This is a genomic window from Psychroflexus torquis ATCC 700755 (assembly GCF_000153485.2).
Classification (GTDB): domain Bacteria; phylum Bacteroidota; class Bacteroidia; order Flavobacteriales; family Flavobacteriaceae; genus Psychroflexus; species Psychroflexus torquis.
The window spans coordinates 783,191-796,304 of the sequence record NC_018721.1; the positions used below are offsets into that span (position 1 = coordinate 783,191).

General features: G+C 29.5%; 13 protein-coding genes. All 13 read right to left on the bottom strand.

All coding sequences use genetic code 11. From position 1 onward, the window contains the following. Positions 1-219: 219 nt before the first annotated feature. Complete coding sequence (locus P700755_RS03435; protein ID WP_041758125.1) at positions 220-519, bottom strand: hypothetical protein; 300 nt, start codon at positions 517-519, stop codon at positions 220-222. Then, positions 494-1,372 carry a toxin-antitoxin system YwqK family antitoxin gene (locus tag P700755_RS03440; RefSeq protein WP_015023361.1) on the bottom strand — a complete coding sequence of 293 codons (879 nt, stop codon included), beginning with the start codon at positions 1,370-1,372 and terminating at the stop codon, positions 494-496. The genes P700755_RS03435 and P700755_RS03440 overlap by 26 nt, the downstream gene beginning before the upstream one ends. A gap of 209 nt (positions 1,373-1,581) precedes the next feature. Continuing rightward, positions 1,582-1,839, bottom strand: coding sequence for a hypothetical protein (locus tag P700755_RS03445; RefSeq protein WP_015023362.1), 258 nt, complete (start codon positions 1,837-1,839; stop codon positions 1,582-1,584). A gap of 459 nt (positions 1,840-2,298) precedes the next feature. Further along, positions 2,299-3,120, bottom strand: a complete 822-nt coding sequence (locus P700755_RS03450) for a hypothetical protein (RefSeq protein ID WP_015023363.1) — start codon at positions 3,118-3,120, stop codon at positions 2,299-2,301. 377 nt (positions 3,121-3,497) lie between these two features. Continuing rightward, on the bottom strand, positions 3,498-4,013 hold the full coding sequence (locus tag P700755_RS03455) for a nuclear transport factor 2 family protein (RefSeq protein WP_041758126.1): 516 nt from the start codon (positions 4,011-4,013) through the stop codon (positions 3,498-3,500). A gap of 523 nt (positions 4,014-4,536) precedes the next feature. Beyond that, the gene (locus P700755_RS03460; RefSeq protein WP_245536000.1) at positions 4,537-5,124 is read right to left on the bottom strand and encodes a hypothetical protein; all 588 of its coding nucleotides are present in this window, start codon (positions 5,122-5,124) and stop codon (positions 4,537-4,539) included. A gap of 83 nt (positions 5,125-5,207) precedes the next feature. Then, a complete protein-coding gene (locus P700755_RS03465) occupies positions 5,208-5,909 on the bottom strand; it encodes a GIY-YIG nuclease family protein (RefSeq protein WP_015023366.1) in 702 nt (233 codons plus the stop codon). 377 nt (positions 5,910-6,286) lie between these two features. Further along, on the bottom strand, positions 6,287-7,426 hold the full coding sequence (locus P700755_RS03470; protein ID WP_015023367.1) for a hypothetical protein: 1,140 nt from the start codon (positions 7,424-7,426) through the stop codon (positions 6,287-6,289). An 863-nt stretch (positions 7,427-8,289) separates the two neighbouring features. After that, entirely contained in the window at positions 8,290-8,613 is a 324-nt protein-coding gene (locus P700755_RS03475; protein WP_015023368.1) for a type II toxin-antitoxin system PemK/MazF family toxin, read from the bottom strand. Continuing rightward, positions 8,604-8,849 carry an AbrB/MazE/SpoVT family DNA-binding domain-containing protein gene (locus tag P700755_RS03480; protein WP_015023369.1) on the bottom strand — a complete coding sequence of 82 codons (246 nt, stop codon included), beginning with the start codon at positions 8,847-8,849 and terminating at the stop codon, positions 8,604-8,606. Before P700755_RS03480 ends, P700755_RS03475 begins: the two co-directional genes overlap by 10 nt. A gap of 394 nt (positions 8,850-9,243) precedes the next feature. Beyond that, positions 9,244-9,657 carry a hypothetical protein gene (locus P700755_RS03485; protein ID WP_041758128.1) on the bottom strand — a complete coding sequence of 138 codons (414 nt, stop codon included), beginning with the start codon at positions 9,655-9,657 and terminating at the stop codon, positions 9,244-9,246. Positions 9,658-10,106: 449 nt separating this feature from the next. Next, complete coding sequence (locus P700755_RS03490; RefSeq protein ID WP_015023371.1) at positions 10,107-10,763, bottom strand: STM2766 family helicase-associated protein; 657 nt, start codon at positions 10,761-10,763, stop codon at positions 10,107-10,109. Beyond that, positions 10,763-12,754: an STM2767 family DEAD/DEAH box helicase gene (locus P700755_RS03495; protein WP_015023372.1), complete on the bottom strand. Its 1,992-nt coding sequence runs from the start codon at positions 12,752-12,754 to the stop codon at positions 10,763-10,765. The genes P700755_RS03490 and P700755_RS03495 overlap by 1 nt, the downstream gene beginning before the upstream one ends. Positions 12,755-13,114 lie beyond the last annotated feature (360 nt).

The window sequence follows — 13,114 nt, forward strand, 5'->3', positions numbered from 1 at the left end:
TGCATTCAAGATTCTAAAGCAACGGATGTTTTTCTATCACAAAATCTGGAAGGCCCTATTGAAAGTTATGTTTATGTGTTGCCTAAATAAATAGAGAAAAATCAAATAAAAAAGCTCAAAGAATCAGTTTTACGAATCCATGAGCCTAGACTACTTCTGTTTCAGATTAATAAAAAAAAGAGTTGTTTTTTACCTCAGTTCTTTGTTAGCTGTCTGGCTTTATTCTTTACAATGTTTTTCTAATGCTTCTAAAACCATCCCATTATCATCTCCAAATGATACCGCTTTTTTCAAATCCGCACAAATTTTATTCAATTCCGATTCTGGTATTTCAATTTCTTTTGAAGCGATTATTTGAATGTCTTTTGTTTTCGATAAAGTCCGACCGTTTCCAAGTTCGTGTTTTCTTAAAATTGCAAAAGCCCGATTTGAGTATGCATTGGTAAAATAAGGCTCAATTTCGACGGTTTTATTGAAGTCTTTAATTGCCTCGTCAAATTGAAAATCGTTTAATTTCATAGTGCCTCTTGCAAAATATCCTTCTGCCCAACTTGAGTCCAATTCCAACGCTTTGTCCAGTTTTTTTTATTGCTCCTTTATGGTTTACTTGTTTGTATAATTCTTGTGATTCGTTATAAAGTTTGAAAAGCTTATCGTTTATTTTGTCTTTTTGATAAACTCCTTTTTTATAAATGTTTTTCCCTTTTTCATTTCCTGTTGAATAATAAGAAACAGATTCTCCATCCATTTTCCCGTATTCGTTGAATGTAGTTCGTTGTTTTAATTGCCCATTTGGATGGTACATTTCCCAAATTCCAATTTCTTTTCCATTTTTAAAATTTCCTTTCTGCATTAAAGTTCCATCATCGTAAAACCTTTGTTCAAGTCCGTTTGAAATTCCGTTCTCGTATTCAATTTCGTCTGATACACATCCGTTTATGTGATAGTGTAGGCGTTTGCCCTTTAATTTTCCATTAAATAGAATACCTTCGCCTTGTTTTTTACCAATTAGGTAATAGTCAATAAATTTTCCTGAATATGTTGATGTACTATTTTTTAGATACCAAGCACCATTTTTTTTGGTCATTATTTTGGTCGACGGAATTGCTTTAATGCTATCAGGTCTTTTTACATATTCTTTAGTAAATACATAAATAATTCCATCCAAATCTTTGTAACCAGAAGATTCGATTACTTTTTTATCTTTTACGACAACTACATTATCAATTTCGTTTTCTGTTAATGTTCCAAAACCTTCTTTTGGTTCTTCGATTACAGGAATTGAATCGACTACGTAAAGGACATTTTCATTTTGTCCAAAGCCAATTATTGACGATAAGGTCAATAGTAAAATCATTATTTTGTTTTTCATTCGTATGTTTTTTCAGCTTGTTACCAACGCTCACCTATATGACGGTCATGCCCAGCTTTTGCTAGACATGACCGTCATATAAAATGTTAGGTATCGTGTTAATGGTTCTCTTGTCCTTTTTTGATTAATCATTAAGCAATTAAACACATTGATTTAAGTTTTTTGAATTCACACTCAAATAGTAGGACTCTAATTTGGTATGAAATGCATTATCTGAATTTACTTCTCGCTCTTATTTCTTTTTGAACTTCCTTTAACTCTGGGTAAATTGTTGCAGGACCACCTAATGTACAAATCGCAATTGTTAATATTGCCCAGTCCATTTCTTTACCATTCAGATAATCTCGGATTACAAAGAAAAATAGACCTATGATTAGCGGTATAAAGATTCCGATATACATTTTAAGGCTCTTTTCTTTTTTCTTCACTTGTTCAAGAGACAATTCTTGCAATTTTGGTTTTTCCATTTTACGATAGTTATAATTTTAGCGGTTGTTTATTTTTTCTTCATGATACCTAACATCCTCATAACCCTATTCAAATCCTCTGTATAGGATATATACATATTTAGGACGTTGTTTTATTTTTTATCTAAACTAACACTTTTGTATACTTTATCCAAGGGACTTCTAATTAACCATTAAAATACTGCATTCAAGATTCTAAGGTGACGTAGGTTTGACAATACTAATCGTTTATTTTTTCTTTATAGGCCATATGTAAGTTTACATCATCTTCACTTCCGTAATTATTTTCAGGGACACTATTTATTTTAATGAATAATTACTGTCATAAAGGTACTTCCCTATTTGGAAAGCACTCTAAAACAATCTTTTCCTCTTGTAAGGTTCTTGCCAACTCATCGAATTTCCCCTTACCAGCAATCCCGGAGCAGTCAACAAATCATTTAGCGGTCTCCGCTGGCACTATTTTTCAGTTCCTTCCAACATTTTTTGAAGTTCAGAATTTGTCTTTTCTCCAATAATATCAGTTAGTTCCCCTGTTACGTTGTTGTATTTTTTAATGATAGTTGGCTCATTCAAATCCTCATATTTCCCATCATTATTTTTGTCAATTCCGAAACTTACAATCAAGTCTTTACTTTCATTTAAAAACTTATAAGAAACAATATCCATTTCCTCATTCTCTATTTTTTTTAATCTCTTTTCGCTTAATGAATAAATATAAAGTGATTTAAAATCTGATAAATTTATAACACCATCTTTGTACGTGTCTTTTTCAGCAACTTTAAATAACAAAAGGATATCGTCAACAAAATATTCCACTTTTATGTCATTGAAGTTAACTCTTTTCTCAAATAGTTTGTTGGTCAAATTATTTTTTTGATTGTAAATAATCAGATTGTTATAAGAGCCATAGAATCGTCTTGAATATCTACTATCTTCAGAATCATACCCTTTTCTAATACTTAGAAGACCATTAATGTTTTCTGCTTCATTTAAGTTTTTATGAGAAACAGGAATTATGTATACTGAATTTAAAGTGTCAATCAGTTTTGGGTTTTCATAGGATATTACTTGTTCTCGTTTATTTTCGTTTTGCAATTCTTCGATTTTCTCATCTGAAAGAATTCCAGTTTCTATATCGTCATCATTGTTAAATCTAAAGAAATCTGAAATTGCTGCTCCTCCTATTCCTAAAATTGAAACAATTACTAAAATAATAGCAAGTGTTCCAAGAATTGCTAGAATTTTTTGATTGTAATTTTTTACTTTCTCTATTTTCATTTATCGTTCGGTTTTAATGAAGTACAACATCCCCATAACCCCTATTCAAATCCTCAGTATAGGTCATATATCTATTTAGGACGTTGTTTTATTTTTATCTAAACTAACACTTTCACACATAGTATCCAAGAGCCTTTTAATTGACCACTGAAGATGCTGTATTCAAGATTCTGAAGCAGCAGATGTTTACAATTACAAAATATGGTAGGCCTTATGATGAAAGTTACATTTCTGTGTTGCTTAAATAGATAGCGAAAAATCAATTAAAAAAGCTCAAAGAATCAGTTATATGATTCCATGAGCCTAGACTACTCCTGTTTTAAATTAAAGTAGAAAAGAGTTGTTTTTGACCTCAGTTTTTGTTGTAGACCGTGTATTTATTTTGTGATAGCTGAATTCTCGGCAACAGGAGTAATAGTTGCAAATTCATTAGAGTATGTTACTTTCCACGAATCATCAATCTTTTTAAAAACTAATGTTGCTGCAAATGGATCTATTTTGAATTGCTGCTTGTCTTTAAATGTTGCATGTCCTGTTCCAATAAAAGTCATAATGACATTCTTCTTGTCAATATATGTAAATAGAATGCGGGTTTCATTGTATTTTTGATGGTCCACTGCACCAAAATATTCTTTATTTGATTTGATAAAACCAGTATAATCAGCAAGTACTCCATTGCTAATAGCAATAAATTCAGGACTATTTAAGTAAGGTTCGGTTGCTTTTTCAAAATTTCCAGCTTCACTATTCTCAACAATTTGATTAATTACCACTTCAACTTCCATTTTAATAGTTGCTTTATCTTGGTCACTTAATACTTCTATTTTTTTTGTATCACACGATGCAAGTAATAAAGATGCTAGAGTCAGGATTGTCAGAGTTAATTTTTTCATCATTATGAATTTTTGTGGTTAATATAAATAGTTTTAAATAGCCTCAACATCCGTATAACCCCTATTCAAATCCTCAGTATAGGGTATATATCTATTTAGAACGTTGTTTTATTTTTATCTAAACTAACACTTTCACACATAGTATCCAAGAGCCTTTTAATTAACCACTGAAGATGCTGCATTCAAGATTATATAGCTACGCAGGATTGCAAATACTACTCACTTATTTTTCCCTTTTAGGGCAAACGTAGGTTTTGTGATTTTCACTTGCGCAATTATTTTAAGGGCATTATTTATTTTCAAAAATAATGAGTGGAATAAAGGTATTTCCCCATTTGGATAGCAGTTTAAAAACGACCTTCTCATCTTGTAAGGTTCTTGCCTACTCATCGAATTCCCCCTTATCTAAAAATCATGAATCAGTTAACAAATCATATAGCGTTGGCCTGTCGGCACGCCATATGATTAGTTGTTGCCCATAATACTTCTACATACTACTAGACAATACATTCTTCCTATTAGTTTATTCAGTTCGTTTCTCTTGGTCATTTATGCTTAAAAAATGAATTGCGATTAACAATTTTATGTTCGGATTTTCTAAATCAAAACTCTCTTTGTTCGTGTAAATCCATTGCTGTAATAAAGCTGAACTCTCAAAATCGCCAGAAGCAATTAATCGTTCGGCATATTTCTTTACAAACTTATTTTCTTGACCAACTGCAAGTAAAAAATCCGCATATTTTCCTTCAACACCTTTTGGGCAAAGCGATTGATATTTTTCGTTAGTCTTTAATTTTGTTGTTTTGCAAAAGTTCCAAATTTCGTTGAATGTTTTTTCACCAATTGATTTATATAGTTCTTTCTGCAACTGAAAATCGATAAACTTAAAAATCGGTTTATAACCAAAATCAATCAAGTTCGGGAGAATTGGCTCGAAACAATTTTTGAAATCAGTTTGGTTAGTTTTGCAGATTTGGCTCTCAAAAAACTCAGTTATTTTTTGTAAATCCGCAATTTGGTCGGCTGAAAAATGAGCTTTTAATTCAGGGGTTGAGTACTGGCTTTTGCAAGACAAATTTAAAATCAGAATAAGTAAAATTAATTTTCTCAATGTCTTTTTAGTGTCATGGGAAACGTTTAGACTATGCGAAGTATCCCGTAAGGTATTGCACATAGCTTTTCTTGAGTGCTTTTTTAATTTATTGACTTGGCATAGTCATAACATCTGCTGTTTTCATATTCTGATATGAATTTTTTCAAATCAGCAATTGAAATATTGCATTCGTATGCTACGTCTTTAGTTTCTATATCTTGCCCTTTTAGTTTTAAAATTGTTTCGCCTAGGATTTGTGTTAATCTATCACCTTGCCAATTTACAGGAAGTTGGCCTTCTTCATCAACTATGTTTTTAGATTTAGAGTCATATTTCAAACCTTGTTTTTTAAGTAGTGGTTTTCTTATATTGACAACATCGAGAAAGTTGATTTTATATTTTTCTGAGATTGCATAGATACTTCTACCTATCTCATTTTCAAATAAGGTTTTGATTTCTTCTTTAATTGAAGAGGCTATCAAATTCTGATTCGTGTTCGTAGTTTGGCTGATGTTAAACATCTTTATTTCTCCTTTTTTCTTAGACTCATTAATCCAATAGGTTTCTCGTTCGTTGAGCTCTTTAGTTTTAGAAACTACTTCAAGAATTAAAAAAGAGAAATTAGTGAAACCAAACCGCTTAATTTCTTTATCGATATTTTGTTCATTGCCATCACAATGTTGTCTCCATCTATTAAAAATTCCAATAGATTGGCCCACATAATAAACTGGTTCTTTATCGCTTTCTTTGATATTAATTCTCTCAATTAAATAGATTCCTTTTATATCTTTCCAAGACGCCATTTTCTTTTTATTTTTTTAATTACCGCCAACATCCATATAACCCCTATTCAAATCCTCAGTATAGGGTATATATCTATTTAAAACGTTGTTTTATTATCAACTAAACTAACACTTTCATATATAGTATCCAAGGGACTTATATTAACCACTGAAAATACTGCATTCAAAATTCTAAGGCGACGGAGGATTGCTGTAGCAAAATCTGGTAGACCTTATGATGAAAGTTAGGTTTCTGTGTTACCTAAATAAATAGAGAAAAATCAATTTAAAAAGCTCAAAGAATCAGTTTTATAAATCAATGAGCCTAGACTACTCCTGTTTCAAATTAAAGTAGAAAAGAGTTGTTTTTACCTCAATTCTTTTGCTAACAAAAGTTTTTACGTTTCTCTCTGTACTAGATTATATGGAATATGTCTTGATTGAATATTTAATTTTTTTAGTCCATATACTCCCAGATTTCTCGTTAGATTTAATTTATCAATAGATTGAACAACAGTCATTTGTTCGTAAAACTCTCCAAAATGTGAGCCACTCATATTAGATCCTAAAATGATTTTTCCATCAATGATACTAATATTTTTGTTCAAATCTTCCACTTGTTTAAGGGTCTTATTAATTGCAATAGAGATTTTGCCATTTGGATATAAACAAATCTCCAGTAAGAAATACCTATCTAATAAATTTGCAATGTCTATAACTATAGTTTTAGACATTGATATTTGGAAAATAAGTTTGTTTTTACTTTGAAAAATTCCAATGTTTAAATCTTTGTTCAATCTATGTCCATACCAGAGTATATGGTTTTTGTCTGATTTGTTTGAACTTAATAGTTTAATTAATAAAGAAATACGAATTCCTTTGTTTTTCTTATATCTGATTGGAAACTGCATAAAAGCTCTTTCAAAATAAATTCCATCAAGCACTTTTCCTGCTTTAACAATCATTGGTTGAAAGTTCTCGTTTGGGGATTGGCCATCATTGTTTCCTGCTAATAAAGATTGAAATCCATCAAAGATTTCAAGTAATACTTTAGAAATTGATTCTACGAGTTCAAAAGTGAAATCTGGGAATTTTTCAAACAGGTTTTTATAAAAAAAATTACTTTTATCCTCGTCTTTTTTATCTGGTTTCATGTGCAATCCTCCATTGTATGCAAGAATTAATAAGAATTCATGAATGGTAAGATCATATTCAGTACTCTTAAGAATTGTGCTCTGAAAAAAATCCTCGAGTTTTATTTCTAATTTTTTTTTATTGTCAGAAACTTTAATTTTTTTGTAACTAAATTTTCCTATTAATATTTTTCCAAAATCATCAAATTCAGATGAAACAACAGCTAACCTTAAGAAATCAAATCGATTTATTTGTTGAATCCAAGGACTGGGTTGGTCAAGAAACATAATACGATAGAACAAAGGCAAAGAATCAAAAAGCCTATCAGATTCAATTTCGAAATCCTGCTTTAAATTTAAATAGTGTTTTACTCCTCGTGTATTTCTATTTAAATCTTTTTTCATTTTGTTTTAATGTGCCCTAATGCCACCAAACTATAAATAGTGAAGGAGATGAGAAGAAATTCACATTCCTCCTAGCTCGTAGCAAAAGATTTATATTTTTGTTATGTACCAAAGGTTACTTATTATAAAAATTCCTGAAATTATTTTGCTTTTAAAGCAATTCTTATTCATAAATTTAATTGCTTCTTAAATAATAAATCCCTCAATAGAGGGATTTTAATTTTAGTAAAATAGGATGAATTTTTATTTGTTATCCCATCCTTTACGATAAGCTTTTGACTTTTCGTCTGTGTTCTTCAATCTGCTACTTGATGGATCTAAATAATCTAAAAAAGTACTTCCGTTGTTGTACTTTTTTCCAGCAGCTCTGTCTTTTTGTCCTTTGATGTGTGATTCCCATTTCCCATAATAATAGTTTTAAATTTTCATATTAAATGTAATAAAAAATATTGATACTTTCTGTTTTTTCTTTTAAATTTTTGCTAACATCCATATAACATTTACTAAAATCCTCATTATAGAATGTATATCTATCTAAAACATTGTTTTATTACAAACTAAACTAACACTTTCACACATAGTATCCAAGGGACTTATATTAACCACTAAAGATGTTGCATTCAAGATTCTAAGGCGACGAGTATTTGCTATTGCAAAATCTGGTAGGCCTTATGATGAAATGTACGTTTCTGTGTTACCTAAATAAATAGCGAAAAAATCAATTAAAAAAACTCAAAAAATCAGTTTTACGAATCCATGAGCCTAGACTACTCCTGTTTCAAATTAAAGTAGAAAAGAGTCGTTTTTTACCTCAGCTCTTTGTTGCCATTCGTACTTTCCTCAGTCTTATTCCGAATTTAATTTTAGTCAACGAAGGTTTCTTGGATTATATCTTTGCAGTTTTGTATTTCCGATTTAGTTAATTGGTCAAACTTTTTTAGTATTCGTGATTTGTCAATGGTCCGAATTTGGTCTATTGCAATCATTCCTTTTTTTCCGTTATGCTTTGCCTTAATTCTGGTTGGATAACTTTTTAAATTCGTTGTCATTGGTGCGACTACGATTGTTCTCAAAAACTTATTGATTTCGTCAGGTGAAACAATTACACAAGGTCTTGTTTTTTTTATTTCGCTACCTATTGTCGGGTCAAGATTTACCAGTATGATGGAATACTGTTCTAATTCCATTCCTCAAAGTTTTCGTCCTCAAAGACATCATTGAATAATAATAGGTCATCATTATTTTTTCGCATTTCTTCAAATGCTTTTCCCCAGTTTTTTCTCGGACTACTTATTGGCTTAAGGATTATTTGTCCTTCTTCTAAAATCATTTCTACTTTGTCCTTTATGTTATATTTTTCCAAGATAGTCTTGCTCAAACGCAGACCTTTTGAATTTCCAATTTTTATGATTGTTGTTTCCATAACTTACTTTTTGTAATTACAAAGTTAGTACATAATATTCAGTTCGCAAAGTTTTTATAAAATTAAGGTAACATCCGTATAACCCCTATTTAAATACTTAGTACAGAATACATATCTATTTAGGACATTGTTTAATTACCAACTAAATTAACACTTTCACACATAGTATCCAAGTGACTTATATTAACCACTGAAAATACTACATTCAAGATTCTAAAGCAACGGAGGATTACTATCGCAAAATCTGGTAGGCCTTATGATGAAATGTACGTTTCTGTGTTGCCTAAATAAATGAAGAAAAATCAATTTAAAAAAACAATGAATCAGTTTTATGAATCTCTGAGGCAAGACTACTAATGTTTCAAATTAAAGTAGAAAAAAGTTGTTTTTTACCTCAGTTCTTTTGTTTTTCATTCACTCGTTTTCTAATATTCAAAAGGCTTGGGATTATTAATACGAACTGTACAAAAATCACAAATACAATTAAAGCAATTACAATAGTCCAAATATTTTCTTTTTCTATATTTTCAAAATAATTCAAAATCACCATTGCTATTGGTATATAAATAAAAGAATAGAAATTCGGAATTGGGATTATTTTCATCTTTAAATCATTATCCGTTTTAAAAATAAATTCAGGCGAATAATAGTCGGCATAATTTCCGGGTAAATATTTCACGAAATATTTAAATTCGCATTTATATTTAGTTGTTATTGAAGAACCGTTTTCAAACATAACTTTTCTATTCCCTTCTAATTTAGTCGGGATAAAATGTTTTAAAAAAAGTTGTTTGTCTATTTTGGTCATTCAAATTAAAGCTAACATCCCCATAACCCCCATTCAAATCCTCAGTATAGGATATATATATATTTAGGACTTTGTTTTATTTTTATCTAAACTAACACATTCATATATAGTATCCAAGGGACTTTTAATTAACCTCTCAAGATGCTGCATTCAAGATTCTAATACAACGAAGGATTACCAACCCTGCTCGTATATTCTTTTTCATTACAAATCAAATTCAGGTTTTTGTCATTTTCATTTGCGTAATTATTTTTAGGGACACTAGTTATTTTATAAAAATAATTAGTATCACAAAAGTGCTTCCCTATTTGGATAGCACACTAAAAACCACCTTCTCCTCTTGTAAGATTCTTGCTAACTCATAGAATTCCCTTTATTTAAAAACCCCAGATAAGTCAACAAATCATATAGCTTTGACCTGTCGGCAACCATATGCTTAGTTATTATCTCTAGTTTTTTAGATAATAACAATCAGTTTGTCTATTTAATAAATCTATAAATTGTTCAGTTGATATATCTTTTTCTAAGCCAATTTTAAATGTAGCAGCATTAGTATAAAATAAATCATAGTGATCCAGTGGGTGTTTATGCGGTACCCCTTTCTCTTTAGCTATAGCAAATCCATTTGGGTCGTTGTCATACCTTATGTAACCATCTTCTAATAACATAAGTTCTCTAACAAAAAACCATAAATCTTCGTTAGTCTCGTCATTTACAATATCATGTATAGTGTCTGCAAATCCTAACACACAATGATCTTCAAAACCATTGCAATTAATAGCAGATTTAGTTTGAGTTATTAAATAAGAATCAATCTCAATATTGTTGTGAAATGATAAACTAAATTGATCTTCTTCTTGGTAAATTTTAAATGGAAAGATAATTGAATATGATTTTTTATCAGATACAAAGAATAATCTACTCATTTTATCTATAACTAACCTGATTTCTCCTTTTGCATCTTCTTTTTTAACTTCAGGATTTGACAGTATATATCTACTAGCCTCTAAGAGAATATTAATAATTTGAATTTTATTTTTAAGTCTTTCTTTAGGAAAGAAAATATCTTTTGATATAATATCGATTTGAAATGTCCAATTTTTCATTAACTATAGAATTCTATATTGGCATTAATAAATTTTTTCGTTTGGTCTTTATCAAATTGTTCAATATCCGTTTGTGTAATTGCCTTTTCAAGTTTTTTTCTAAATTCGTTGGCTATTTTTAGTTCATCGAAAATTTCTGTTAAGAAATCTTTGTACGATATATTTTTTTTATTCTGCAACTTCACAAGAGTATTATTTATTTCTTCTTTCTCTTCTAAAGTGGGTTCTTTAGTTATTATTTTTCTTTCCGCATTTATCGTTTTCAAACCTTCTTTCAAAATATCTAATCTTTCATTACTTTGTACTAATAAATAAGATTGAATAAAAGATCTAGTTAACATTGTATATAGTATATTCCTATAACGATATGTGTTTTTAATTGAGTATGTTATACATATCACGAAAGGAAACTCCAATCCTTTTACGTTATTTGGATTAGTAATATAAACCGCATCATCACTCTTTTCTTTTGTTTCTACACCTCTGTTAACTTTCCAATTTAACTCATTAAAAATAGCATAGCTTATTTTATCAATATAATCATAGATTTTATTGTTATCATCTAAAATGATTATCCCAACATCTTCTGGTTTAACAGTTGGATGGTCTTTCTTAATTTGATTTAAAATATTTATTACATCACTGACTTTTGTAGAATTTTGAATAATTGTACTATTGAAATTTTCAATGTTTAATTCTTCAAATCTCCTTATTGGTTCTCTAGATAATTCTACTTGACCATCACCTTCTCTTTTCATATCATAACCTAAAGCATTCCAATAAGCATCATCAAACCAATTAAGTTTTTTTTCTTCAAATAATCCTAGTCCAATTGAATGAGCAAACATTAAAGTTCGAGGGTCAGTTCGATAACATCGATTTAGTATAATATCGACCTCTAGCTCAGTCTCTTTTGTGTTTTCGAAAATATCTTGAAATATATCACCAGCTATAAATACCTTCTCTTTTGTAACCTTTTCACATAGTTCAAAAAATACATTAGGGAAGTCTTGTCTTTCATCTATTAAGATATAGTCAAAAGCAAATTTAAAATTATCTAAAGCAAGTTTATTTATATGTTCAAGAGCCTGATTAAAAATTTTATTGTAATTGGTAGATGAACTATATCTTAAAAACGGTATATTATAAAAATAACATAAATAACTATAAAGGCCTGAATTAATATCTCTTTGAGAACCCCAAGCTCGATTTACCCATAGTTTTGAATTCCATTCAATTTGTTTCTCAACTTTCATAAAATTGAAAAAAGATGGAATTCTAGCTCTTAAAGTGTTTGCTAAAGCTATATTATGACACGTAAAAAAAATCTTAGCCTTGTCTTTTGTAATATATAACTCTTTTAATTTATGTAGTAAAAGTTCCGTTTTACCAGTACCAGAAAGTCCTTGAATCGAAACTGTTTTGTTCGCGAATTTTTGGTAAATAAATCTCGTCTGTTCTCCATCAAAAAGTATGATATTCTGTTTAACTTTTTCTAGAATGGACTCTGGTTCTTTAGCGCCAATTTTAGCAACATCATTTATACTACTAGTTAATAATGATATTAATAATTCACCAACTCTATATGATTGGCTATCTAATTTATTTTGTTTTAATAAATCCTCTACAGAATCTAAATTTTCATACTTTTCTTTTACTGTAATATCTTTTTTCCATTCTCTAGGTCTTCCAATAAATTCTTTATAGTTGTATTTATCAGAAATATAACTTAAATCCTCAACGAAATCTTCATAATATGTTGAAAATTCTTCAGTGTTATCTGTAAGATTAAGGAAAATTATTTTATGCTTAGGTGATAAAATAACAAGTACATTTTGAGAGTAGTTGTACTCGTATTTTTCCCCTAGTGGTGCGTTTATTAAGTATATTTGCCTTTGAGAATCTTGATTTGTATAGTCTCTAAATTTCTTAATAACTTCCTTATTTGAGTCATCCTCTTTAATGTGACTGTAAAATAAGCTTTTTTCCATTTTTCTGTTGTTTTGTTTAAATTAAAGATAACATCCATATAACCCCTATTCAAATCTTCAGTATAGGGTATATATCTATTTAAGATGTTGTTTTATTATCAACTAAACTAACACTTTCACACCTAGTATCCAAGGGACTTTTAATTAACCACAAAAAATGCTGCATTCAAGATTCTAAAGCTACGGAGTTCTGCCATCACAAAATCTGATAGGCCTTATGATAAAATTACGTTTCTATGTTGCTTAAATAGATAGCAAAAAATCAATTAAAAAAAGCTCAAAGAATCAGTTTTACGAATCCATAAGCCTAGACTACAAGTGTTTCAAATTAAAGTAGAAAAGAGTTGTTTTTTACCTCAG